26 protein-coding genes are annotated in these 25,141 nt (G+C 42.4%); 16 read left to right on the top strand and 10 right to left on the bottom strand.

The window, feature by feature from the left end; genetic code table 11:
- The first annotated feature begins 3 nt into the window (after positions 1-3).
- Positions 4-1,398, top strand: a complete 1,395-nt coding sequence (fumC, locus tag ACJVC5_RS02610; protein ID WP_408097824.1) for a class II fumarate hydratase — start codon at positions 4-6, stop codon at positions 1,396-1,398.
- Here the strand turns inward: fumC and ACJVC5_RS02605 are convergent.
- On the bottom strand, positions 1,388-1,849 hold the full coding sequence (locus tag ACJVC5_RS02605; RefSeq protein WP_408097823.1) for a DUF962 domain-containing protein: 462 nt from the start codon (positions 1,847-1,849) through the stop codon (positions 1,388-1,390). The two genes, fumC and ACJVC5_RS02605, sit on opposite strands and share 11 nt — an antisense overlap.
- A 21-nt stretch (positions 1,850-1,870) precedes the next feature.
- A complete protein-coding gene (locus tag ACJVC5_RS02600; protein ID WP_408097822.1) occupies positions 1,871-2,104 on the bottom strand; it encodes a hypothetical protein in 234 nt (77 codons plus the stop codon).
- 91 nt (positions 2,105-2,195) lie between these two features.
- Between ACJVC5_RS02600 and ACJVC5_RS02595 the strand changes: the two genes are divergently transcribed.
- Genes ACJVC5_RS02595 through ACJVC5_RS02585 form a run of 3 tightly spaced genes read left to right on the top strand, consistent with a single transcriptional unit; the run spans position 2,196 to position 5,567 of the window.
- Positions 2,196-3,029 carry a hypothetical protein gene (locus ACJVC5_RS02595; protein ID WP_408097821.1) on the top strand — a complete coding sequence of 278 codons (834 nt, stop codon included), beginning with the start codon at positions 2,196-2,198 and terminating at the stop codon, positions 3,027-3,029.
- Positions 3,026-3,484, top strand: a complete 459-nt coding sequence (locus tag ACJVC5_RS02590) for a hypothetical protein (RefSeq protein ID WP_408097820.1) — start codon at positions 3,026-3,028, stop codon at positions 3,482-3,484. The genes ACJVC5_RS02595 and ACJVC5_RS02590 overlap by 4 nt, the downstream gene beginning before the upstream one ends.
- A gap of 1 nt (position 3,485) precedes the next feature.
- Positions 3,486-5,567: a penicillin acylase family protein gene (locus ACJVC5_RS02585; protein WP_408097819.1), complete on the top strand. Its 2,082-nt coding sequence runs from the start codon at positions 3,486-3,488 to the stop codon at positions 5,565-5,567.
- Positions 5,568-5,570: 3 nt separating this feature from the next.
- Here the strand turns inward: ACJVC5_RS02585 and ACJVC5_RS02580 are convergent, their stop codons facing one another.
- On the bottom strand, positions 5,571-6,296 hold the full coding sequence (locus ACJVC5_RS02580) for a protein-glutamine glutaminase family protein (protein ID WP_408097818.1): 726 nt from the start codon (positions 6,294-6,296) through the stop codon (positions 5,571-5,573).
- Between the two features lie 38 nt (positions 6,297-6,334).
- A complete protein-coding gene (locus tag ACJVC5_RS02575; protein ID WP_408097817.1) occupies positions 6,335-6,643 on the bottom strand; it encodes a hypothetical protein in 309 nt (102 codons plus the stop codon).
- Positions 6,644-6,880: 237 nt separating this feature from the next.
- Between ACJVC5_RS02575 and ACJVC5_RS02570 the strand changes: the two genes are divergently transcribed.
- Together ACJVC5_RS02570 and ACJVC5_RS02565 are read left to right on the top strand one after the other, a co-directional pair.
- A complete protein-coding gene (locus ACJVC5_RS02570; protein ID WP_408097816.1) occupies positions 6,881-7,039 on the top strand; it encodes a hypothetical protein in 159 nt (52 codons plus the stop codon).
- 58 nt (positions 7,040-7,097) lie between these two features.
- Positions 7,098-7,811, top strand: coding sequence for a dienelactone hydrolase family protein (locus tag ACJVC5_RS02565; RefSeq protein ID WP_408097815.1), 714 nt, complete (start codon positions 7,098-7,100; stop codon positions 7,809-7,811).
- A 16-nt stretch (positions 7,812-7,827) separates the two neighbouring features.
- Here ACJVC5_RS02565 and ACJVC5_RS02560 read toward each other — a convergent pair whose 3' ends face one another.
- Positions 7,828-8,565 (bottom strand): protein-glutamine glutaminase family protein, encoded by a 738-nt coding sequence (locus ACJVC5_RS02560; RefSeq protein WP_408097814.1) that lies wholly within the window; start codon positions 8,563-8,565, stop codon positions 7,828-7,830.
- Positions 8,566-8,900: 335 nt separating this feature from the next.
- On the opposite strand from ACJVC5_RS02560, the gene ACJVC5_RS02555 reads away from it, so the two are divergent.
- Both ACJVC5_RS02555 and ACJVC5_RS02550 read left to right on the top strand, forming a co-directional pair.
- Positions 8,901-9,782 carry a hypothetical protein gene (locus ACJVC5_RS02555; RefSeq protein ID WP_408097813.1) on the top strand — a complete coding sequence of 294 codons (882 nt, stop codon included), beginning with the start codon at positions 8,901-8,903 and terminating at the stop codon, positions 9,780-9,782.
- Positions 9,783-9,877: 95 nt separating this feature from the next.
- The gene (locus ACJVC5_RS02550) at positions 9,878-11,347 is read left to right on the top strand and encodes a hypothetical protein (RefSeq protein WP_408097812.1); all 1,470 of its coding nucleotides are present in this window, start codon (positions 9,878-9,880) and stop codon (positions 11,345-11,347) included.
- A 34-nt stretch (positions 11,348-11,381) separates the two neighbouring features.
- On the opposite strand, the gene ACJVC5_RS02545 is transcribed toward ACJVC5_RS02550, so the two are convergent.
- Positions 11,382-11,990, bottom strand: a complete 609-nt coding sequence (locus tag ACJVC5_RS02545) for a hypothetical protein (protein ID WP_408097811.1) — start codon at positions 11,988-11,990, stop codon at positions 11,382-11,384.
- Between the two features lie 156 nt (positions 11,991-12,146).
- Positions 12,147-13,397 carry an OmpA family protein gene (locus ACJVC5_RS02540; RefSeq protein WP_408097810.1) on the bottom strand — a complete coding sequence of 417 codons (1,251 nt, stop codon included), beginning with the start codon at positions 13,395-13,397 and terminating at the stop codon, positions 12,147-12,149.
- Positions 13,398-13,580: 183 nt separating this feature from the next.
- Between ACJVC5_RS02540 and ACJVC5_RS02535 the strand changes: the two genes are divergently transcribed.
- Together ACJVC5_RS02535 and ACJVC5_RS02530 are read left to right on the top strand one after the other, a co-directional pair.
- A complete protein-coding gene (locus ACJVC5_RS02535; protein ID WP_408097809.1) occupies positions 13,581-15,038 on the top strand; it encodes a DUF1254 domain-containing protein in 1,458 nt (485 codons plus the stop codon).
- Between the two features lie 7 nt (positions 15,039-15,045).
- Complete coding sequence (locus ACJVC5_RS02530) at positions 15,046-16,497, top strand: DUF1254 domain-containing protein (protein ID WP_408097808.1); 1,452 nt, start codon at positions 15,046-15,048, stop codon at positions 16,495-16,497.
- Here the strand turns inward: ACJVC5_RS02530 and ACJVC5_RS02525 are convergent.
- Positions 16,445-16,975, bottom strand: a complete 531-nt coding sequence (locus tag ACJVC5_RS02525) for a hypothetical protein (RefSeq protein WP_408097807.1) — start codon at positions 16,973-16,975, stop codon at positions 16,445-16,447. The genes ACJVC5_RS02530 and ACJVC5_RS02525 overlap by 53 nt on opposite strands.
- Positions 16,976-17,126: 151 nt before the next feature.
- The gene (locus ACJVC5_RS02520; RefSeq protein WP_408097806.1) at positions 17,127-18,011 is read right to left on the bottom strand and encodes a LysR family transcriptional regulator; all 885 of its coding nucleotides are present in this window, start codon (positions 18,009-18,011) and stop codon (positions 17,127-17,129) included.
- Positions 18,012-18,136: 125 nt separating this feature from the next.
- Between ACJVC5_RS02520 and ACJVC5_RS02515 the strand changes: the two genes are divergently transcribed.
- The 5 genes from ACJVC5_RS02515 to ACJVC5_RS02495 are packed head-to-tail and all read left to right on the top strand — an operon-like array spanning position 18,137 to position 22,766.
- The gene (locus ACJVC5_RS02515) at positions 18,137-18,832 is read left to right on the top strand and encodes a hydrolase (RefSeq protein ID WP_408099219.1); all 696 of its coding nucleotides are present in this window, start codon (positions 18,137-18,139) and stop codon (positions 18,830-18,832) included.
- 58 nt (positions 18,833-18,890) lie between these two features.
- Complete coding sequence (locus ACJVC5_RS02510; RefSeq protein ID WP_408097805.1) at positions 18,891-20,660, top strand: amidohydrolase; 1,770 nt, start codon at positions 18,891-18,893, stop codon at positions 20,658-20,660.
- A gap of 1 nt (position 20,661) precedes the next feature.
- The gene (locus ACJVC5_RS02505; protein ID WP_408097804.1) at positions 20,662-21,021 is read left to right on the top strand and encodes a c-type cytochrome; all 360 of its coding nucleotides are present in this window, start codon (positions 20,662-20,664) and stop codon (positions 21,019-21,021) included.
- Between the two features lie 21 nt (positions 21,022-21,042).
- A complete protein-coding gene (locus ACJVC5_RS02500; RefSeq protein WP_408097803.1) occupies positions 21,043-22,203 on the top strand; it encodes a PAS domain-containing sensor histidine kinase in 1,161 nt (386 codons plus the stop codon).
- Between the two features lie 20 nt (positions 22,204-22,223).
- Positions 22,224-22,766, top strand: coding sequence for a hypothetical protein (locus tag ACJVC5_RS02495; RefSeq protein WP_408097802.1), 543 nt, complete (start codon positions 22,224-22,226; stop codon positions 22,764-22,766).
- Here the strand turns inward: ACJVC5_RS02495 and ACJVC5_RS02490 are convergent.
- A complete protein-coding gene (locus ACJVC5_RS02490; protein ID WP_408097801.1) occupies positions 22,742-24,103 on the bottom strand; it encodes a sensor histidine kinase in 1,362 nt (453 codons plus the stop codon). The two genes, ACJVC5_RS02495 and ACJVC5_RS02490, sit on opposite strands and share 25 nt — an antisense overlap.
- A 141-nt stretch (positions 24,104-24,244) precedes the next feature.
- Here ACJVC5_RS02490 and ACJVC5_RS02485 point away from each other — a divergent pair, with 141 nt between their 5' ends.
- Positions 24,245-24,988 (top strand): SDR family NAD(P)-dependent oxidoreductase, encoded by a 744-nt coding sequence (locus tag ACJVC5_RS02485; RefSeq protein WP_408097800.1) that lies wholly within the window; start codon positions 24,245-24,247, stop codon positions 24,986-24,988.
- Positions 24,989-25,141: the final 153 nt, after the last annotated feature.

The raw sequence follows: 25,141 nt of genomic DNA, 5'->3' as shown, positions 1-25,141 counted from the left end.
TCCATGAAGGGCAATGTTCGAATTGAGAAAGATTCATTTGGAGAGATCGAAGTACCGGCGAACCATTACTGGGGCGCTCAAACGCAAAGATCTCTCCATCACTTCAAAATCTCCCATGAGAAAATGGAACCGGAGCTGATTAAGGCATTGGTTCTGATCAAGAAGGCCGCGGCCCAAGTTAATGAAGAAATGAAGGCCCTTCCTTTGGCGAAAACCTTAGCAATTAAAGGGGCGGCCGATGAAGTCCTAAGTGGTCAGCATCGGGATGAATTTCCTCTTTCTGTCTGGCAGACCGGAAGTGGAACTCAGACCAACATGAACGTGAATGAAGTCATCGCCAATATTGCTAACGAGATTTTGGGAGGAAAAAAAGGCGATAAGCTCGTTCATCCCAACGATGACGTGAACAAGGGACAAAGTTCAAACGATGTTTTCCCAACGGCCATGAGTATCGCTGCCACGAGAGTGATCTTGATGGATCTTTTGCCGGCGGTGGAAAAATTAAAAAATACTTTTAAACAAAAATCCGAAGACTATTGGGAGATCACCAAAATCGGTAGGACCCATTTGATGGACGCCACTCCTTTAACTTTGGGACAAGAGCTCTCTGGTTATGTGGCCCAATTAGAGCATTCAATCAAACATATAGAAGCGCAGTTACCACATCTTTCAGAATTGGCCCTGGGAGGAACAGCAGTCGGTACGGGTCTCAATGCTCCTGTGGGTTTTGCTAAAAGAGCCGCTGCCGTACTTACACAATACACCGGCATTACTTTTGTTTCCGCCCCCAATAAGTTTGAGGCCCTCGCGGCCAACGATGCTCTTGTTCAAGCGCATGGTGCTTTGAAAGGGTTGGCGGCGTCTCTTATGAAAATTGCCAACGACATTAGATGGCTCGCCAGTGGTCCACGAAGTGGATTAGGGGAAATCTCTATTCCCGAGAATGAGCCAGGTTCATCCATCATGCCGGGGAAAGTGAATCCTACTCAGTGCGAGGCCATGACGATGTTATGTGCTCAGGTCATGGGAAATGATGTGGCGATTAGTATTGGTGGTGCCTCCGGAAATTTCGAGCTGAATGTTTTTAAGCCTCTTCTTATTTATAACTTTCTTCAAAGTGTGCGCCTACTGACCGATGGGTGCGTGAGTTTTGAAAAATTCTGTGTCAGTGGAATTGAACCAAGACTTAAAAATATTGAAGAACATTTGAAAAATTCTTTGATGCTGGTGACGTCTCTCAATCCTCACATTGGATATGATAATGCTGCTAAGATCGCCAAGAAGGCCCATCATGAAGATAAAACACTCAAAGAAGTGGCGATTGAATTAGGCCTGGTATCAGCGGAAGATTTTGATAAGTGGGTGCGGCCGGAAGATATGACCAATCTTAAACATTGATCCCGATCCTACGATAAAAAAATCTCGTTACCCAAAGTGGTCCAATTAAAAGAAAGGCGAGGTCTTGTAGAAAAGATGGTTTTTTACCTTCAATCTTGTGTCCCCAGAATTGTCCAATCCACGCCAACACAAAAACAATAATACAAAAAGGCAGTAAAATTCCCGCTTGGTAAAGATGGTGACAGATAAAGCACATGATAAAGGTCTGGACGGTCATTCCGAGAAACTGAATGAAGTTCAAAGTCAGGTAAAAACACAAGCAAGCTATGATGAAGATAGTCGCCCAGTTTAAGAAGGGAACTGAAGCAAAGGCCGTCGGAGTTGGAATACACCAGAGAAAACCAACCACAGTGAGCATGATTAAGGGAACACAAATCTTATGAATGAGTTGATTGGTATGGTTTTGATGACTCACTCCATACTCATCCATCCATTGATTATAGGTTCTCATGAAATGCTCCTGTTAATCCTATTATAGATCTTGCCCTAGGATCTCTTCAAGTTCCTGACGATGGAGTAGTGACTTGTCTCTGCATCCCTCGAAAACCTGTGGGATTTTAAGCTCTTTCTTGGCATCTACACAGCCTTTTAGGTAGGACATCTGGGCCTGGTTAAGGGCCGCATCAAGAGTAACGCCTTCTTCGCCTTTTTTTGTAGGCACTTGTGAGCAGCTCACCAAAAGAAGCAGAATAAAGATGATCTTCATTCTGACATTTTCCTGTAAGAATCTGTTCTTTGCCACTTAATAATTGAAGCAATAGAATTTTAAGACATTCACTAAGGAAAGGAGTCCTTCCATGTGGCGTATAGCACTTGCTTCCGCATTAATATCATTATCAGTTCAGGCCTCTCACCTTGATAACGTTTGTAAAATGATGTCAGCTCCTTCTTTCGCTGACGGCTTTCTCACTCGTTTCAATGTTCTGGAAAATCTTGAAGGCCAGTTAATTTTTGAAAATCATGTTCGTCTTAAAGGTGTCATCCGCGATGGTGACAAACTTTGGGTATTGGCAAGCAACTCCCTAATTCAGATGAATAAAGATGGTTCTGGCATCGAAGGTTTTGAAATGGATAAAAATATTTCCATGACCAAGGCCCAAGATTTGATTCTCGTTGTTCGTGGAGGTGGAGCTATTTCTGCATTCAATACCAAGACCAAAGAAATTGCCTGGACCTCATACTTAAATGAAGTTGATGGTGGTGAGGCGGTTTCCGTGACGTTTGACGGAACTAATGCCCTGGTGGTGATGACAGGAACACGCGAAGGTGGATTTAATGGTGTGGCCACCATGAACCTTGAAGGTAAAGTGATTAAGACCGCACCTTACGATAATGTTAGAGCTGGAGTCATTGATCCCGAAGCGATTGCTCATTGGCACAATGGAAATCTGATTCTCAATAATGGAGGATGGATTCATGTCATCACTCCGAAACAAATTTCAAGTGGAAAGAAATTCAGACCTCGTTGGGTGGCCCTTCAGCTTGGTTCGGGTATGAGCACCCATTATATGATGCTCAAGGGTGACTTCTATTTTGAAGGCAACACTTTGGTTGGTTGTGGGCTTTATAATGAACATCAAGACGGTGACATTGTGAGAGCAGGTGCACTCTTCAAAGTATCATTGCCATGAAATACTTCTTTCTTCTTCTAATGATTTCAAGTTTTGCTTGGGCGGACAATGTTCGCCCTTTTAAGACTGACTTCTGCACCAATTTTCCGGAAGGAACAAAGGAAGAACCCGCTTTATGGAAACATTGTTGCCTTACTCATGACATGTTTTTCTGGGCGGGAGGAAGTAAGCGAGACCGTGACGTTGCAGATTTAGATTTAAAAAGTTGTATCGCCAAAACCGGTGCCACTCAAATAGCAGAACTCATGTATCTTGGGGTGCGAGCAGGGTCTCTTTCACCTATTAAATATCCTGATAAGAAGTGGAACAATGGCTGGAGAGATCGTCCTGATTTTCAAGGTCTTACTTCAGGAGACATCACTCAAATCGAAACTGAAATCTATAATGGTTATGATTATATCTCTCAAAATATAAAAAATTATTTCATCCATCAATTGCGTTCTCGTCTGGAGTAATATGCTTTATTTCGTCCTGAGCTTCTTTCTCTCTTCTGCCTTTGCTGCCACTTATAATTGTAAGGCCACCTATCAGGAATTAAATATTCCCCATCAGGAAGCTCAAAGTCAGGATGAGGCCATCTATTGTTTTGGCTTTCACCATGCGCATGACCGTGCTTGGGAAATGGATTACTTTAGACGTGTAGGACAAGGAAGAAATGCCGAGGTCCTGGGATTTTCTCAGCTCCGTTCTGACCTCATGATGAGACTTTTAAATCTGGAAGAACTTGCCACCAAGCTTTGGAACGAGTTCCCGCCAGAAAGAAAACGTCTGCTTGAACTTTATGCAGAAGGAGCGAATGCTGGTTTTGTTGAAGGAAAGAAGGCCCGAGAGTTTCAGGATAAATGGTACGAGCCTGAACCTTGGAGACCCGAGCACACTGTTCTCATTTTACTTCTTCAGTCATTTGATCAAACGAGAAAAACCTTCTTCCGAGATTATGAGGAAGAAAAGTTAAAGGCCAAGTGGGGCAGTAAAACGGAAGAGCTTTTTGATGAAGACCACATGCCTTGGGAAAGTACGATCCTTAAAGAAGGAGAGTACTTAAAAAAAGAAACTCCTAAGACTACCTATACCAATCACAAGAATGTAAAACTCTGGGCCGAATTCCCAAGTGTCTTTGGACTTGAATCAGGCTCCAATAACTGGGCAATCAGTAAAAAGAAATCGAAGACCGGTCACGCAATTCTCGCCAATGATCCCCATTTGGATTTAAAAACACCAATGTTTTGGTATTGGATCAAAATCTCGACCCCTGAGGAAAAAGTTATCGGGGCCAGTGTTCCAGGTGTCCCAGTTATTGTGAGCGGAACCAATGGTAAAGTCGCTTGGGGGCTTACCAACTCTTATTTAAATTCTGCCGATGTGTATTTCGCGAGTGATGCAAAAGATTCAGATATCGAAACGTTTCGACCAACGGTCTGGATCAAGGTGTGGTTTTTCAAAGTACCTTTTATGTTTAAAAGCTTTGAGCGCTTAAAAACAGGGCAGAGAATTTTACCTTTGGAAACTGATACTGATAAAAAATTGGTTCTTCGCTGGACAGGTTTCTCGCTGAAACCGGAAGAGATCTTTCCGATGTTTGATCTCTATAAAGTGAAGAATGTGCCTGAAATGAATGACCTCCTCTCACAGATTGGTCTTCCTTCTTGGAACTATGTTTTTGCGGACACGAAAGGTGACATCGGTTATCGTCTGATTGGAAAGACCTATCTGAATCGCGAAAAAAATCCCTATGGCATTAGCGAAAGAACTCTGACTGAAATTCAAAATGAAGAATACTTGCCGGTTGAAAACAGACCACAGGTGATTAAACCAAAAAGAGAGTACGTATATTCCGCCAACAATCGTCACTGGCCATCGGATGCGGCCTTTTATGGAGGCCGTGGTTACAGTTATTCTTTTCGCGGATTTCGAATTGAAGAAATGCTAAAAGATCATGAAGATCCTGAGGCCTTTAAAAAAATTCAGTGTGATCGCAAAGTGGTGGACGCAAGATTCTTCCTTCCAAAAATTCAGAAGTATCTACAAGCTGACGAGTTTAAAAATTGGGACATGCTGGCCACGAATGATTCAAAGGTTCTTCCACTTTACCGTCGTTTGTTAGATCTCACATTTGAGAAATGGGAAGTGAATGAATACGCTTTATTTAAACTCCTGGATGATCTTACTGAAACACAAGTATTAGAGTTTAAGTCTTTCTTTGAAGAAGCGAATAAAGATGTTCAAGGGAGACCTTGGTCAGAAGTGTTGAGATTGAACTTTGCCCACATGTCGAAAAATGAATCTTGGATATTTTCACCTGAACTCCCAGGTGTAGGGGACAACCATTCTGTTGATCCAGGAACCTCCAAATGGAATCCGGATCGAAAAGTATTCGAGCAATACTCGGGCGCTTCTATGAGAATGATTATTGAGATGACTGAAACACCAAAAATTCAATTGGTTCTTCCGGGCCTAAATCGAGATTATACGGAGAGGCCTGAGACCTCTCCGTGGGAAAATTGGCGTGACTGTCAGTACACCACTCTCGCATTTTAAAACTTAGTTTCGGACAAAATTTCGACAAGCTTGTTGGCCCGCACCCACTGCCCAACCCCAAGGAGCGGTGTGGGCCTCAAGGCAAGCATTGAAAACTTCATTCAAGTTGAAGTCATCGCGATTGAAATTAACCGGTCTTCCGTCTGCATCTTTACCGAGAATGTTTTTCGCCACACTCTCAGGAGTTACATATCCAGCAGGTGTAAACTTGTAGTAGCAGTCATGACTGCCATATTGAGTTTCAACTGGGAAAGAAGAACCTTTGAACATGCGCTCTACTAAATCATCTTCGCCTGCCTTGATTTCTCTACAGACAGTGTTTTCTCCCACAAACTTTTTCATCCATGCATTAGGAAGTAGAGGTGAGTTAAATTTTTTAGGAAAGCCCTTGTCCATCACCCACAGTTTTCCTTTTTCATTCACCATTGGGGCCACGTGATACCACCACGTGAATTCTCCATGGCGATTGTTTTTACGAGTGAAGAAAAGAAAAATCTTTGGCGAATCAACTTCAAATTTTTTCTTAAAATCGAAGGCCCACATATGGGCGCGGCTCGAGCAAATCGAATCTTTCGGTTTAATTAAAGAAAGATCCATGCTCTTGTAGAGATCTTCTTTATTCAACTTAAGAGTCGAAATGTCTCGGACAGGATACTTAAATTCTTCGATCGTTATTGTTTGTGCGAAGACAGAAAGCGGGAACAAAAAGGCCAATGCTAGGGACTTCATGGAATACCTCACTTGTTAAGGAGGTCTTTACCATATGATTAGAAATTTCTAATTACGATGTAGGCCAACAAGGCGAGTACAAGAAGTGCGAAAATAATTTTCTTATAAATATTATCAAAACCGATCCAGGAATTTTGGCCTTTATTAAATGCCGCATCCATAATGCACAGTCCATGCAGAAAGAGACCGGGCCAGAAGAAAGCAAAGTAGCCAAAACCAACAAAAAGGGCCCAGAAAATACCCGCCATGATCTGACCTTTCATTAATTGGCCAAGACCTGGAAGCATCATCGACCAAATAGCCGCGATGGAATTATCTACTTTGTTATCAACTGGGTTTTCCTGCATACAATACCTTCTCACATCATCATACTCCTCTCTAGATCAGGCGCATATTCTTATGCTTTAAATGAGACGCAAAAGGCCCGTGCCTGGAGTAAACTATAATTTATATTTAGGCTTGGTTTAAGTTCAAGCCCTCGAAAACACGACAATCTTGAGCGTCATACTCAAGAAAATGGACCTTAATGTCGATAAGATTTCAAGTTCTCGTGATGAGACGAAATGCTCTATCTGGAGGTACGTATGAGTAAGAAGCATGAAAACAATGGTCAGAAAAAGAAACTGACGAAGAAAGAACAAAAAGCAATTAACCACGCCAAGCTAATGGCCAATAAAGGTCAAGGTAACGTCGTGGATATCAACGCATTCCGCACTGACCAAGAGAATAAAAAAGCTGCTTAGTTTTTTTTGATAGAGGGGGACTTGGTCCCCCTCTTTTTTTTTGGCTATTATCTTCTTCATGAATATCACTAAAAATTTTCTAACGATTGAAACTCCCACTGGGCCCTTTGATCTCTACGTTGCTTCTCCTGAAATTAAATCTCCTGTGATCCTAGTGTTTATGGAAGCGTTTGGTGTGAACCATCACATCCAAAGTGTCTGTGAAAGACTGGCACAAGAAGGTTTTATGGCGGTGGCCCCTGATCTTTATCATCGAGAGGGGAGAAGAATTGTGGTGGATTACGCCAATCGAGAAGCAATTTTTCCTCTCCTGGGAAAGCTCACGAATGAAGACATTATTGAAGACATAAAAGGAACTTTGAAATTTCTTAAAGATCTTCCCATGGCAGATCTAAGTCAGGTGTATTCCATTGGTTTCTGCGTAGGTGGATTTATGTCGGCCCTAGGAGCGACAAAATTAGACATTAAACGCATGGTCTCCTTCTATGGTGGGGGAATGGTAAGACCTCGGGAAGGGTTTAAAATTCGTCCTATTCTGGATGATTTAAAACATATCAAAGGACAAACGTTGTTCTTTTTTGGTGGAAAAGACGCCAGCATTACAGAGTCTGATATCAATGTTCTTCGCCAAACACTCTCTCGTGATAGTGTTCCACATGAGATTGTGGTCTATGAAAACGGTGATCATGGATTTTTTTGTGACGAGAGAAAATCTTATAATGCTGAGGCGGCGGTGGATTCGTGGAAAAGAACCCTGGAGTTTTTTAGATAACTCCAGGGAAATGAGATTATTTTGCTACGTATTCTTCACATTTCTTTTTGCTAGAACCAAAAACGCGACCAATTTTTCCCGCAGCTGCTTCTACACAAGCTTCCATTAATTCTCTTTGAACGATGGCCGGACGCTCTACGCGAACCGGTTTACCAGAAGCATCTTTACCCAAAAGAGATTGAGCAAGAACGTTTGGTGTCCAGATAGTGTGCGGAACAATCATGTAGTAACAAGGATGATTTCCGTATGCTGTGTATTTTGGATAAGTCTGCTGAGAGAACATAAGTTCAATCAATTCAGTTTCATGTGGTTTAATCTCACGACAAACCTGGCCCTGGTTGAAATACTTCATCCAGTCTTCTTTTGTTCTTGGTTCGTTGATGCCATTACGACCCTGGAAACCAGCATCTACTACCCAAATGTTGCCATTTTCATTGATAATAGGAGCAACGTGGTACCACCAAACCTTGAATTTAATGTCGTCGTTCTTTTTTTCTGTGAAGAAGATAAAGATCTTACCAGTATCTAGGTTGTGATCACGTTTAAAATCGTTTGCCCACATAAGAGCACGGTTAGAACAGATAGAGCTCTTTGTTTTAACAAAATCAGTATCCATACCTTTGAAGAGAGTTTCTTTAGTAAGACCGCGAGAAGCAACGTCTGTCATGGTCCATTGGAAAGGGTTTAGTTTAATCTCTTGGGCGAAAACAGAGATAGAAAGACCCATAAGCGCAAACAGGCTAATTAATTTCAAACAAGACCCCCTGTAAAAATTTCAAAGGCTACATACCAATCCGAGAGCGAGACTGTCACCCTTGAAATGGTTTTGTTTAGAGCAGAATTTTTATTAGTGCTCCATGTACATGAAATCATGGAGAGATTTTGCAGCGTAAAAAGGCCTCTGTTTCATTTTGTCTAGCCTCAGTTTTCTTACTTCAATAGGAATTTTTCTTGCTTTTTGATGTCACTCTGACACCGACTGTGAAGATTTTGTTATGAACTAAAAAAAAGTTAACAAGGCCCTTTCTAATAATTGAAATCATGTATACAAGAAGTGAACATTAACTTTTTTAAAGATGGGTATATCAAATGAAAAATTTGTTTTTGATCCTCTTGTTGAGCTCTGGAGCAGTTTTTGCTCAGACAACTACAACATCTGCGACCAACACCTCATCGACGGAGCTATCTGGGTTTTCTCTCCAACGTCTGAGAGAGAAATTTAAGATCAGCTACTTCAGTGAGACTCTCGGCCCATCCATAAAAAAATGGGACGACAACGAGATCGAGGATGATGGTAGTAAGAAGCGTGAGCCGATGACCATGTATCACTCGTTCAACGTCAGGTATCTTCTGACTCAGAACTTTAACCTGTTCATGAGTCCAAGGGTCAGTACGGTAATCGGTGATAGGAATGACATCCGATCAAACGCCGATCCACACGTGGTAATGATGGATGACTGGCAATTTGGTATTTTCTATACCTTCTACAAAACGCCGACTTTCCAGTATAACAACCGCCTCACTCATCGTGCCCCTTTTTCTACCAAATCCCGTAACGAAAACATTGAATCTCAAATCGAATGGCAGCATGACTTCACTTGGATGCCTCGACCTGAATGGCGTATCATCCTTTGGAACAACTACCGTTACTACGCGATGGAAAATGATGCGACTGAAGAACGTCACCGTATCAACTTCACCACACTCATTAACTATCAGATCAATGACAAGTTCAATGCTCAGATGATGCACGAGTGGGACATGCAGCACAGAAATACGAATGATTCTTCAAACCCGAAGCACAGGGACTTCTGGTACTTGAAGAGATATAAAAACTATTTCAGCTGGGGTGTTGGTTACTCACCAATTCCTTCGCTTACAGTGATTCCTTTCATCCGCATGCTTGATGAGAGAAACATCCGCAACGAAACGATGATGGTTGGTTTGTGGGTGCTTGGACGAGTTATCTAATTCAAATCTTCCGGCGGCATTTTTAATGCCGCCTTTTTTCACACACTTAAGCTTCAAATTAACGTAAATGCCCGAGGATTCCGATAAGGGAATCCATGAAAATATATCATCTCATTCTGCCCTCAGTTCTCATCCTTTCATCTTGTATGCACATGGGAAGGCGAACCGCTAGCGCGCCAATTTCTCCACCCAGACTAGATGATTTACTACGAGCGAGTGAAGATATCTTGGCCGATGTTGAGGACCATCAGTTTCCTCAAAATTGCGTGCCTTATTTGAAAGAGTTAGAGAAACAGATTGATGCCATGGACGTAAAGTCTATTCCTGCTACGGCGGTCCAGGATGCTGAGAAGATCACTAAAAATTCTTGGCTCATCAGAAGTACACTTCATTCTCGTTTAGAGGAAGTGGATAAAGATTGCGCGATTCAAATGCAGGCAAACTTTCGTCAATTGCGTTTCGTGGAGGATTACTTGTTGGAGTTGTCTCGTAAGGTCACTCACGCGACACCAGCCGAGATTGATTTTCAAAAACAACCAATACCCATCCGTGATAACTCTGCCCCGTACTATCAATTTCGCTCAAACAATTCTCCAAAACTTGAACCAGGTGATTTGTTAATCACGCGTGGAGTGAGTTTCCTTTCCGGAATGATTGCTCGTCTTGGGACTCGTTCAACTCAGTTCAGTCATGTGGTGATGGTGGCGGAAGATCCTAAGACCAAAGAGCTTAAAACCATTGAGTCATATGTTGGTGTCGGAGTTGCTTTCTACGATATGGACTATGCCCTTAAAAATGAAAACGCACGGATCCTTTGGTTAAGAGCAAAAGATAGGTCTTTAGCGAAGAGTGCCGCCGAGAAGATGGCCAAATTGGTTCAAGAACGGATTGATGCCAAGGCTCCGATTAAATATGACTATGAATTGGATTTTAATGATTCAAAAACCATGTCATGCGCCGAGGTCTCTCAGGTCGCTTTCCAAATGGCGAGTAATAACCAGTTTAAGATCCCTTTCTACCCGAACGAGATCGCCGGTGCCAAAAGTATCATCGAACGCTTAAAACTCGTTGAAGGTGAAACTTATGAGCCAGGTGATATGGAGATTGATCCTCGCTTTGAACTCATGGGTGAATTCCAGGATCTTCGTCTGACACGAGAATCTCGTCAAAAAGACGCCATTATGTCTGCTATTTTTGATTGGATGGTTAAAAAAGATTACGAGTTAAAAGATAATATGAAGTCGCGCTTGGCCGGTACTTTGATTTATGATGTTCGTCGTACCTTTATGTGGCCACTTGTGAAGAAAGTTTTGAAACTGGATGATTTTTCTAAAGAAGTTCCGCGCAATATGATCAGAACAGTGACTATCATCAATCAATTGGGTGAGAACCTTCTGGTAGAACTTAAAGCGCGTGATGTTGCTTTTGAAAAGAAACATGGCGTACCAATGAGTTATATGGATTTTTATCGCGAACTGGAAGAAATGCGAAAGACCGATTTAGCGGTCTTTAAGAAAAGTAAAAAGAAAGCAAAATTTCATCAATTCATAAGACCTAGATCATAATAGAAGGCCACCTCTCGGGTGGCCTTTTTATTTTCTAGAATCCAAAACCGATTTGAAAAAGCATGGCGAGACGGTTACCTGAAATGTCTTTACCATTCAGACTATCATCAAAGGAGAAGATCTGTTGAACACCCGCCCCGAGGTAGAATGATCCAGTTGACCCCTCATCTTTGTCCCATTCTTTTAGAATAAAGCGGGCCATAAGCTTATAATCGAAGATCAGCGCAGTCGATAGATCATCATAATAGGCATAGTACCAGTAGTAGTCACCACTCTCATCATAAAGAGTTTGCCAACCGAATCCTGGTTCAAATAGCACGTGAAATTTTGGAGTAAAAAAATGGCGATAAGCATAGTGGAGATCAAATGTTGAAATGGAACCATTATCAATTCCTGGAAATTTTCTACTTCCATTAAAGTCAAACTCATTGGAATAAGAAAATCCGATCCCATGATTTTCTCGGAAGAAATAGTTAAACTCAAAGCCGGTATTAATATTTGGCTCACCGAGATCCGAAATTCCACCAGATTGGCTTAGTGAAGGACCTAGATTGAAGTTTATATCCATTGTCGAATAAGCTCGTGCTGTGGGTGCTGCAATAAATATTGAAAGCAGGAGCAAAGAGGCGATGATTGACTTCATAGATTTCTCCTCTGTTTCCAATAAGAATACTTCCGCATAACAAGAAGTCATGATCAAATGCCAAAAGCAATTTAACGGCCTATCTTTGTTTATTATTATTTAGGAAACTTAAGGAAGGCCGCTCATTGGAAATTGAAATGAGCGGCCCGGTGAGTGCTATTTAATTTTTGTCACGACAAATTCGATCCTACGGTTAAGAGCGCGACCTTCAGCAGTTTCATTTGGAGCAATTGGCCCTTCTGAACCTTTACCAATGGCAGTAATTCTATTTTCTGCAACTCCTCTTGATACCAATTGTTTTTTTACTTCTTTCGCACGATTTTCTGAAAGTAGTTGATTGGCACCAGCATTACCAGAGTTGTCGGTATAACCTTCAATCGTTGCCGTTGCATTCGGATTTTCTTTCATGGCATTGGCGATAAGGTCCAGTTCAGATTCGGCCCCTGTCATGAGAGCAGCAGAAGAAGAAGCAAAAACCAGATTCTTAAAGCTAAAGCGTTTTGGAACAGCAGCAGCATCTCCGGCCTTTAAGAATGCAGAGAGTTCACTTAGAGCTGCTGGCCCCGTGGTCCCTGTGGTCGCAATAGAGGTCGGTTCTTGTCCTCTTGCAGGAGCAGAGGCCGTTGTTTTGACTGTATCGGTTTCGGTATTTGGATTTGCCGCAGTTGTATTTGATGTCGTTCCTGCAGGAATGTTCGTCACTTGAGGCATTGTCGCCGCATTAGGACTGGTTGGAGTAAGTGCGGCCTTTGGGATTTGTTCTTTCGTGCTTTCTGATTTAAACCAAAGTCCAATGAGAACTGCGAATACCGCCAAAACCGCAAAAAACCAATAACGTTTTGATCCAACCTTCTTGTAATGATTTACACCCAGACCTCTATAAGACGTTGTCGCAGCGGTCCCTCCACCTAAGCTTGTAGGGATAAGACCGGCCAAGGATTTTTTCTGTTGATTAAAAAATCCCATCAGACCTGCAGCATTCAAATTATCTTTCTTAACTTTGTTTCCAATAACACCCATAACAAGTGGAGTCGCGAGTCCTAACATTTTGGCAACACTTGAAGTATTCAGACCTGTGAAGTTACCTAGTCTTGAAATCATCGGAGTAAGGCCGCTTCCGAAAATCCCATTGAGAACACTGTTTCCTTCTGTCAGATTCGTTTCACTGAGTTCATTCGCAGGAGAGTTAGGATCTGTGGGATGATTGCGAGCAAGATCTGCAATTCTTTCTGCTCCTTCTGGAGTGGTACCTTTATCTGCAATACCCATCAAGAGAGTGGGAATGGCAGATTTAAGTCCGGCCCTGGTCTTTTCTTCCGGTTCACCTAAAAGCCTACTAAATTTTTTTACTATGTCAGGAGAAGTGAAAGTTTGAGTGAGGCCCATGAGATTATCACTAAGTACCATAATTCCCTCCTAGAATGCCTCGTTGGAACAATTTCACGAAGCTTTATTCAGAAATAGATATCTTCGTGCAAATGGAAGGCCCATTTTACTTTAGTGAGTAAGTGAGACTTATAAGCACCGAACGGTGACAAGACCTCTTGCGTATTTTGAGAATGCTTACAGTAGTCCACAAGGATGTGATTTATGAAAATCTTATTGTCACTTATATTGTCTCTTTCATCTTTTGCTTTTGCTGCCGATGAACCGGGCTTCAAAAGCGGTTATCCAGATAACGACACTGTCATTCAAGCAAGAAACGATCAAGTCTTTCAGCGGGCGGTACAGGCCTATCGCTTTTGGTATCCAACGGTCTCTGCTGAAGGAATTTTTAATGGATTCCGAGAGCAGGGTTTAAAAGATAATGAATCTGTCGCTTATCTATTAAGTGCTTCACCAGAGGCCCTCGCTTTTACGGCCAATATGGACACTCCTTATGGAGTTGGAACATTGGATTTAAAAGATGGTGCCATGGTGATTGATATGCCACCCGGTCCATTTATCGGAGTTGCCGATGACCATCATCAAAACTGGATTTTAGATATGGGGCTGCCGGGCCCTGATGCAGGAAAGGGCGGCAAACATTTGATTCTTCCGCCAGGTTATAAAGGTGAAATACCTGCAGGTTATCATGTGGGACGTGCAACTAGTAACAAAGTACTATTTGTTATGCGATCGGTGCCTCAGAATGGCGACATGAAGGCCGCAATGGAAAGACTTAAAGACATAAAGATTTATCCTTATGCAACGGCGTCCAATCCTAAGCTCATTAAATTTGTCGATTTCACAAATAAGAAAATAGACGGCACTCCTTTACGCTGGGAAAGCAACATGGAGTATTGGACACGTCTTCATAAGGTGATTGATGAAGAGCCGATCCTGGAAGAATTTAAACCCATGTATGGGTTGCTATCGGCCTTAGGAATTGAAAAAGGAAAATCTTTTGCTCCTGATAATAAAATGCGGAGTCTCCTTGAACAGGCGGCCAAAGAGGGACGTCGTCAAATGCTCGTATCAGCATTTGCAAACTGGCGACCGGATAGGATGGTTTGGAAGGACCGCAAATGGGAATGGGTAGGTCTTGTTTCGGACAATGGAAATTTTTCAACACCTTCGGGAATGGATCTTGAAGCAAGGGACCGTTGGTTCATGCAAGCAATAGTTGGATCTCCGGCGATGTTTAAAAGAACAGAGGGAGCAGGTTCCCTATATTGGCTTGGACTAAAGGACAGCAAAGGTGAATATCTCGACGGTAGTAAAACATACAAGTTGTCAGTGCCAATGCCAGTGCCTGCAAGATTATTTTGGTCTGTCACTGTTTACGATAATCAGACTCGAAGCTTGATCCAAACCGATCAAAAACTAGCGGCCCTTCGCTCATTGGTAGAGCTTGAAGGGTCTCCAACCATAGGCAATGTCGATTTATATTTCGGCCCGAAACAAATTGCAGGCAAAGAGGGTAAATGGATCAAGACCATTCCTGGAAGGGGTTGGTTTGTTTACTTTAGAATTTATGGTCCTGGTGAAACCGCCTTCAAAGGTCAATGGAAGCCAGGTGACTTTGAAGAAGTAAAGACCACTGATCAAACGGCCTCAAATCCATAGAGGGCATATGCGATATCTAAATCTTTTTTTTATTTTTGTATTGTTTTTGGGCTGTGCTCATGAATCGGATAAACCAAAAACTCAGTCTATGAATGAGGTTCTTGCCGAGGCCTATGAGTACGGCTTTCCATTGGTCTTAATGGACGTGACGCGAGAACATGCTACAAATGTGGCCCGCCCTGATTCAAGAAAGATTCGGGCCCCCATAAATCAATTTGCTCATGCAAATCGCTATCCTGATCACGATTTTAAAGATGTCGTAAGAGTTAGTGTGGATGCGATGTATTCTATGGCGTGGTTGGATTTATCTAAAGGGCCCATGATCCTCGAGGTTCCGGATACTGGAAATCGTTACTATACTTTACCGATCTTAGATGCGTGGACAAATATTTTTTCTTCTCCGGGAAAAAGGACGACCGGAACCCGCAAAACGAAATTTGCCATTGTGGGTCCTAACTGGAGTGGAGATCTTCCGATTGAAGTGAAAGTTATTAAGTCTCCTACAAATATGGCATGGATCGTTGGGAGAACGGAGGCACGAGGAAAAAAAGACGCCCAAACCGTTGTGGCCAAAATTCAAAAAGGATTGAAGCTTTATCCTTTGAGTGCCTATGGTAGAAAGTATCATGCACCTGAAGGTAAGGTTGATAAGAAACTTTCCTACTCTGAATCTCCAGTAGAAAAAGTGTTTAAAATGTCGACTGAGGAATACTTCAATCGGCTTAATCACTTAATGAAGGACAATCCTCCTCCTGTTGCGGATGCTCCAGTCATTCAGAAATTTTCCAAGTATGGGATTGCACCTGGTGCGAAATTTACTTCGGAGGTCGTTAATCCGAGAGAATTGAGGGTCTTCAATGAAATCCCTGAGACAGTAAGATCGAAGTTTGAAAAGGAAATCGAATCCATTGCTTTTCCAAAAGATGGCTGGGTCATGTTGAAGAACCTGGGAAATTATCAGACCGATTATGCCAAACGTGCGCTGGTGGCCTACGCTGGACTTGGAGCAAGTCTTGATCTCGATATTGTTTATCCCACGGCCCTAGTGGACGGTGATGGCGAAATCCTTAATGGTCAAAACAGATATGTGATTCATTTTAAGAAAGAAGAACTGCCACCAGTGAAGGCCTTCTGGTCTTTGACTGCTTATGGGAAAGACGGTTACGTGGTCAAAAATCCACTTAATCGGTATTCTGTCGGAAACCGAAGCAAGCTTCGCTATAACTTAGACGGGTCTTTAGATATTTATATCCAAAATACTTCTCCTGGAAAAAACTTGGAGTCAAATTGGTTGCCAGTTCCGAACGGGGAATTTTCACTTACCGCTAGATTGTATTGGCCCAAACCGGAAGAAATTAGAAATTGGAAAATGCCGCCAATCCTGAAATCGACGGCAAGGCCAAGTATCAGTGCTGCTGAAGGCGACAGAAAGAAATCATCACCTGCCCAGCGTATGTGATGTAGAGGAGTTCTTTTGTAACTGGATTCTGTCGCATCCAATAGATATAGGCCGGAGTCCCATTGGCATATCTCACAACTGCACGAGCAGTATTGTCCTCAGTGATCAGCGTGCTATGTTCTTTCCAGTAGGGAGAAATTTCTGCACGGGCCTTTTCGAGGCCCCAATCTTTAAAATCATTCTCGGGCGCGAAGAAAGAAAAGATACTTCCGAAGGTCCATTTGCCTTGATGCTGGTCTAGTAAAACAACTGAGTAGTGATCTACATCAGGTGAATACATTCCAAGATGATTGCAAACTCCACTATAGACCGCGGGACTTTGATCTGGAAGTACACCAACTGTTTCAAATTCGGTCAGAAGTCTTTGCTGAGTTTCTGTACAACCTGTATAACAAGCATTTGGTGGAGTTGAAGGAACATCTTGAGCAAAAGAAGAGAATGTAAAGGCCAGGGCAAAAAGAGTGAAGATTTTTTTCATATGATTTACCTCTAGAAATATTCTAAGAAGCAAAACCGTTTTGTGCATTTCGCGCTAGGTTGAGACTTGTTTCGACAAAGAGAGAGGGTAGAGGCATCGTGAATTTATTGCCACCTCATTTGGTGGAGAGAATTAGAGATCTTAAAACTCCTTAATCAAAAATCTTCATTTTGTTTTTTTCGACCCAACTAATAAAAGATTGCAGCTTAAGTGAAACAAATCTTTGCGGCGGGTACACAAATGAGAGAGGAACAGTTCCCCAACTGAGACCTGATGCCACTTGAACCAAGTGTTTGTGTTTGGCCTCACGCTTACCCATGAAGGACGGAAGAATTCCAATACCGTCTCCACCCACTGCAAATTCTTTGACCGTTGAAAGATCGTCCACCACAATTTTTGCGGACGTTGCTACTTCAATGATTTCTTTATCATGAGAGAATTTTAAGGTCGGAGACCAGGCCGTAAAACGAATAATGGTATGCTTTTTCAGATCTCTTCCGTTTTTAGGCATCCCATATTTTTTTATATATTCTGGACTTGCCCAAAGAGAGAAATCCACATCAGTGATCTTTTTGGCCATAAGAGAAGAGTCTTTGAGCTGACCATAACGAATGGCGAGATCAATGCCTTCACCTATCAGATCCACGACTCTTGGAGTGAGAATAAGCTCAATATTCATTTTGGGGTATTGTTGTAAATAACCGCGAATAAGCTCAGGTAGAATGGTGTGCCCAAGTTCGGCCACAGTTGAGATTTTTAGGGTCCCTTCCGGCTCTGCCTTTCCAATGGAGAGTTCATTTTCTCCCGCTTCAATTTCTTCTAAGGCGACCACACATCTTTTGAAAAACACAGTTCCGGCCTGAGTGAGTTGAAGCTTGCGAGTTGTACGTTGGATTAAAGTCACTCCCAATCGGTTCTCGAGATAGGCGACCTTGCTACTGACTGTCGTTGTAGGCATTCTCAGTGCCTTGGCCGCTGCCGTAAAGCTGCCTAATTGAATGACTTTTACGAATACATCAATGCCGTCTAAATTCATAAGTTTGATTATGCAATATATTGCATAAAGTTTCCATATAATCCCGTCTAATTGTTTTCTTAGGTTTCAGCGATACTGGTTTCATCAAACAATTACACCTTTAGGAGGGTCGTTATATGAAACTTATGAATCTCGTTGTTGCTACTATGTTAACGCTTGGTGCTTCTTCTGCTGCTTTTGCTGGTAAACCGGCGCCAGGTCTTCTGACTCCAAAAAACCATACTTTGATCCTGATTGATCATCAGCCGCAAATGGCCTTCGCAACTCGTTCTATGGATATTGCTGAACTTCGCAATAACGTAACGGGTTTGGCCAAATCGGCCAAGGTTTTTAAGGTTCCGACCATTCTAACGACTGTTGCAGAGAAGTCTTTTTCCGGGCCGATTTTCCCTGAGCTTCAGGCGGTGTTTCCAGATCAGAAGCCGATTGATCGTACAACAATGAATACTTGGGAAGATGATCGTGTAACAGATGCTGTTAAGAAACTTGGCCGTAAGAAACTGGTGATCGCAGCTCTTTGGACTGAAGTGTGTGGTGTCATGCCAGTTATGTCGGCCATCAATGAAGGCTACGATGTTTACTTCGTAGTAGATGCTTCAGGTGGTGTTTCAACTCCTGCTCATGAATATGCAGTTCAACGTATGGTGCAAGCAGGTGCTCACCCGATTACTTGGATCCAGTATCTTCTTGAAATGCAAAGAGACTGGGCACGTGGCGAATCATACAATGACGTCATGAGTGTTGTTAAAGAACACGCTGGTGGTTACGGTCTTGGTGTGATCTACGCTAAAGAAATGTTCGGTGCCAAAGAAGGTAAATAATCACAAACAATCAAAATGGACCGGTTCGCCGGTCCATTTTTTTTTCCAGGAACATGATATGAGAAAGCTATTATTTGGATTAACAATTGGACTTCTTACTGTCGGTGCTTGCACTCATCAAGATCACGATCGAAAACAAGCAGATATCATCATAAAGAATGCGAAAGTGTTCTCACATAAATATGGATTCAATGAGGCCCTCGCTGTAAAGGACGGCCGTTTTTATAGAGTTGGTACCAATGTCGAAGTGTTAAAGCTTCAAGGACAGAATACTAAGATCATCGATGCGAAAGGAAAAACAGTTGTTCCCGGACTCATCGACACCCACACGCACCCAATCAGAGCGGGCCTGAATTACAATCTTGAGCTTCGTTGGGACGGCGTAAAGTCATTGAAGCAAGGTCTTCAGATGATTCGTGAACAGGCCAAGCGTACTCCTAAAGGTGAATGGGTGCGTGTTGTTGGTGGATGGTCACCTTATCAATTCGAAGAGAAGCGTATGCCGACACTGGCCGAATTGAATGAAGCTGCTGGAGATAAACCACTTTATGTAATGTATCTCTATTCAAGGGGCTTTTTAAATAAAGTTGGTCTTCAAACTCTGGGATACGACAAGAACACAAAGTTTCCTGGAGGAGAGGTTGAACTAGATAAGAAAGGTGAACCTACCGGACTTCTTTTGGCAAAACCCAATGCTTTTGTTCTCTATAAGACCCTTGTTGCTGCTCCAAAACTTAAATCCCGTGAAGAAGAAAGAAACTCCACAGTCCTCTTTTTTAGAGAGTTGAGTCGCTTTGGTCTCACAACGGCCATTGATGCTGGCGGCGGTGGATTCTACTTCCCGGAAGATCATAGAATTGCCAAAGAGCTTTATGATGAGAAGGCGCTTTCTGTTCAGCTTCCATTCTTCCTCTTTGCCCCAACTCCAGGAAAAGAACTTCAAGACTTTGAACGTTGGACAAAGATGATTTCTCCGGCGAGTAAGCATGAACTTTCTCATATTGTGCCTTACCACTTAGTTGGCGGTGGTGAGAACTTGACGAATGCGGCGGCCGATTTCGAAAACTTCCTTGAGGCCCGTCCTGATCTTCCTGCCAATATGGAGAGCGAGCTTAGACCAATTTTAAAACTTCTCTTCGCTAATCATTGGATGTTCCGAATTCATGCGACCTATGACGAATCCATTACTAGAGTCTTGAATGTTGTTGAGGATCTGAAGAAAGAAGGTGGACCTTTTCCTGAAAGATTTATTATTGATCATGCTGAAACAATTTCGCTAAAAAATCTAAAACGTATTAAGGCCCTGGGTGGTGGTATTTCTATTCAAAACCGTATGGCCTTCCAAGGTGAGGACTTTATTAATCGTTACGGAGCAGAGAAGGCAAAAAACGCTCCTCCCATTAAGGCGATTCTTGATCTAGGCATTCCTCTCGGTTCTGGTACAGATGCGACTCGTGTTTCATCTTTCAATCCTTGGGTCTCAATGTATTGGATAGTAAGTGGCAAAACCGTTGGCGGGCTTAAGCACATGGAAGGCCTTCCACGTGAAAAGGCCCTCTATCTTATGACCAAGGGAGCCGCTTGGTTCTCTAGAGAAGAAATGGTTAAAGGTGATATTACCCCTGGGGAAGTGGCGGACTTTGCGGTTCTTTCTGAAGATTATTTTCAAATTCCGGAAGAAAGAATCAAGAGCATCCAATCTGTCTTGACTGTGAATGAAGGTAAGATTGTTCATGGTTCAGGTGATTACAAATCTTATGGCCCGAAAGTACTTCGAGCGATTCCTGAATGGTCACCAGTAAACTATTTTGGCGGATATCAGGACTAATATGAAACTCTTCGATGTCTTCATTATGTTTTTAACGTTGGCCCCAGCGGGGGCCAACGACATCAATCAGCTCATTGAATCCCAACCGGTAGATGCTTTTATCAAGGGACAAAAGGTCTACAAACAATATTGTATGGCCTGCCACGCGGCCTCAAACATCATGGTGTCTTCACCAAAATTTGGAGATCGCATAGATTGGGGTGAAAGACTTCAGAATAATAAAAATTTAGAGACTTTGGTAAAGAGCGCAGTGAAAGGAAAAAATGCAATGCCAAAAAAAGGTCGCTGCATTAACTGTTCTGAATCAGATTTGAAGTCGGCCGTGCTCTTTATGATGAGAGGGGAAGTTACAAATAACTAGTTATATGACTAACATGGGAAGATGGAAAAGCGATCTTCCCAGATGTCGAGTGTCCTTGAAAATGCCCTAGATGCCGTTGTCGCCATGAATACTGATGGCCTGATCATAGAATGGAATCATCAAGCAGAAATAATATTTGGATGGAAACGGGAAGAGGTCATTAACCAAAAAATGTCTGAAACCATAATCCCCCATAGATATCGCGAGGCCCATGAAAAGGGACTCAAACAGTTTCTTATAACAAAACAGGGACCGGTGATAAACAATAGGCTTGAGTTGACCGCCTTACGTAAAGACGGAATGGAAATACCAATTGAATTATCTGTCACATACTTAGCTGATTCTCAACAAACATGTTTCTATGCTTTTTTACGTGATATCACCGAACGGATCAATTTCAGACGAAGTCTAATTGAAAATCAAAAAGAGCTCCAGAGCGCGCTCAAGAACCGTGATGAGTTTGTATCAATCACGTCTCATGAACTAAAAAATCCTCTGTCTGTCCTGGCAATGAAGTCACAGATATTTCGACGGAACCTAAGCAAGGACGAGGCCGGCGCTCTCACAAAAGAAAACGTTGAGAAGTTTATTAATCACGTAGATGATCAGATCTCGAAACTTACTCGTTTGGTTGAAGAGATGTTGGACGTTTCGAGAATCAGGACTGGCAAGTTAATGATTGAGTGGAGCGAATTTGAAATGATAGGCCTTGTAAGGGACCTGTTGGATAAAATGCGCGAGCAGTTTCTTTTGGCCCATTGTGGAGTTCCCCAATTAAAGGCAAACGTTAAAGAGATACTCGGAACTTGGGACAAGCTTCGAATTGAACAAGTTCTGATGAACCTTTTTACGAATGTTATCCGGTATGCGAGTGGACGACCTTTTGAAGTGGGTCTTGATCTGATAGATAGTAAGGTTTTGATTTACGTAAAAGATCAAGGGCCGGGGATCACTGAGGAAAAAAGGGACAAAATCTTTGATCCCTTTGAACGAGCCTCGGACCCCAGTGAGGTTAAAAGTCTGGGATTAGGGCTTTATATAAGTAAAAAGATAATTGAGGCCCAGGATGGAAAAATCTGGGTCGAAAGCGAAGCTGGTAAAGGCAGTACATTTTATGTGGAATTGCCAGTTTTACATAGGAAGCCCGGAACAGTGGAAGAAATAGATATCAGACAAAAATAAAAAAGGTACAATCTTCCCATATGTTTAGATTGTTAAACGTTTTTGTTGTTCTGTTTCTGGCATGTTCTTGTGCTCATAAATCTGAAGCAAAGTTCAGATCTTTGCTGACTAAGGGTCAGTGCGAACAAGCAGTTCTAAGTTTACCAAATTTCAAAATCAAGAAAGTTAGTGAATATGGACTTACGTCCTCAAGTGCAACTGCCAGTATTGCCTTAACCAGCGCCGCCTATGGATATGATCTTATCTATTTCGTGGTGGGGGGAATGACGATTCCAACCTTGGCCTGTATGCCGGCGGGCACTGAATTCATTGGAGCCGCCACTTTATATGAAAAATGTTTTGAGCGACTTCACACCACTTCAGATTTAGGTCGTAAAGCTTGTCCTGATCTGAGCTTTGCAGTTGATCAGCTATTAGATGTGGCCCAATGTTATGAAAAAAGAGGAGATGCCGGGAAGGCCCTTGAACAAAGAAAATTACTTCTCGATGAAAATGCCTTCGGGGGTTGTGTTAGTGAAGAATATAAAACCAAGATTTCTCAGTCACTAGAGCAGGGTAATTGAAGAACAAACGTCGTATTTTCTGCCAGGGAGTCGAAGACTAAATCTCCTCCATGCTCTCGCATCAATCCATGTGAAATACTGAGTCCCAGACCTGTTCCTTTTCCCACTGCTTTGGTTGTAAAGAATGGCTGAAAGAGCTTTGATTCAACCGCCTTGGGAAGAACGGCACCGCCGTTGCTCACTTTGATGAAGATAATGTCTTTTTCTTCTTTAAATGAAAGCCTGACCCATCTTTCCGCAGAGTTCTTTTCGGCATCGAGAGCATCTTCCGCATTTTTTATGAGATTAATGAGCACCTGAGAGATTTGAATGGGATGACATTTAACTTCTACGTCCGGAATAGGGTCAATAATAAGTTTGATATATCTGGCCCTTAACATTTCACTGCAAAAGCTGGTGGTGTCCTGAATAATGTCTTGAACAGGGGTCACGACCCTGGGAAGAGAATCCGACTGTTGAGAGAAGTGCCTTAAACCCTTAATAATTTTTGTTACCCGATCAATTGAGGCCTGGGATTTAGCTGAGAGTTTTAAAATTGTTTCAGAATCAAATTTCCCTCGACTTACGAGTTTCTCAATTTGTTGAATACTCCCGGAAATAATCGCCAAAGGATTATTTACTTCGTGAGCGATACCTGCGGACATTTCCCCAAGTGCTGCTAAACGAGAGGTGTGAACAAGTTTAGTCGTCTGAGAGATGAGAGCATCCTGACTTCGCTGAAGTTCTTGGTTGGAATGCTCGAGATCCAATTGATAATTGAGTCGCTGTTTGATGTAGCGGTTATAGTCCTTGAATTGTCGCAACTGATACAGGAAGTACATGAAGTAAATTGGTATCAGGGGAAGAGCATTCACTTTTTCCGGCCCATAATAAAGCGCCAGGATTACTCCCAGCTGAGGAACGAGGAGAAGGGACTGGAAAGGCAAAAAGAGAATGGCATCATAGGCCAGACTTACGAGAGAGGCGGCCACAAAACCAGCGAGCATGGTTGTGGCCGCAATAAAATGAGTCCCAGTCAGTTTCAATTCATATGTGGCAGAATTAAACGCAATCGACCAGCCGATGGCATTCAACCAGACGTAAAAGATCATGAAGCGCCAGTGTTTATGACTAACATGACCTTTTTTATGGATCTTCTTCGCGAGCATAAAGCGCAGAAGAGAAACTACAAAGACCAGGACCATTGAAAGTTTAATGATCATGTCATACCGAGTACAACCGAAACTATAGAAGAAAATAAAGACTGACCAGACAGCAAATGCCGCCGAACTTTGCGTACTTTTATAGGTTACTTCCATACGAAGTAAGTTTCGTAGTTCTAAATCTCTGGGAGTCATGAAAATGATTATAGCTTTTTTTTTGATGAAAGTAGGTGTGTATAATTTTTAAAACTACCTAAAGAATTCTTAAGTTGTTTTGAACTGCGAGAAGTCTTTCTTCCTTTGAAGGTGGATAATGGGGAAAACCGGAGGTCTAAGATGAAAAACTTCGAGAACCAAGTAGCATTTATTACAGGCGGGAACTCAGGGATTGGAAAGGCCAGTGCGCTTTCCGTTGCCAGGGAAGGTGCCAACGTTATGCTTGCTGACTTGAAAGAAAATCCAGAAGTCTTAAGAGAAATTAAGAGTCTAGGGGTGAAAGCTTCCTTCGTCAGATGTGATGTATCGAAGGCCGAAGAAGTGAAGAATGCGATCGCAGAGACCGTTAAGCAATTTGGGTCCTTAGATATCGCCCTTAATAATGCCGGTATAGGTGATCAAGGGATGATCCATGAAAAAAGCCTGGAGCAGTGGGAGCGGGTCATAAGTATCAATTTGAGCGGTGTTTTTTACTGCATGAAGTATGAAGTTGAACAAATGCTGAAACAAAAGACCGGCGGAAAGATCATCAATGTGTCTTCAATTTTAGGACAGGTGGCCGAGGCCGGGGCAGCGGCATATGTGGCCGCTAAGCACGGAGTTGTTGGTCTAACTAAAACGGCAGCGATTGAGTATGGAACAAAGAACATTCGAGTGAATGCCATTGGCCCAGGTTATATTGAAACTCCACTTCTTAAAGATATGGATGAAGAAAAGATTCATGCTTTGGAAGGTCGTCATACCATGAAACGTTTAGGGCATTCTGAAGAAGTGGCAAAGGCCTTCTTGTGGCTTGCTTCGAATGATTCGAGTTTTTTAACAGGTGACTATATTCCGGTAGATGGTGGATATCTGGCCCAATAAGAGCCATCTTTCGGTGGCTATTTTTAACTTATCACTACTTATGAAAGATATGGTTATCTAAATAAAAATCTGTATCCTGTTGAATTACCTTTCATTGTTATTTCTTTAGAAATAAATCCTCGATTTGGATTTACTCTTAGGACTTCCCATGGA

The organism is Peredibacter sp. HCB2-198 (assembly GCF_045999315.1).
Taxonomy (GTDB): domain Bacteria; phylum Bdellovibrionota; class Bacteriovoracia; order Bacteriovoracales; family Bacteriovoracaceae; genus Peredibacter.
The sequence above is the reverse complement of the archived record's forward strand: the minus strand, read 5'-3'. Positions and strand labels throughout refer to the sequence as shown.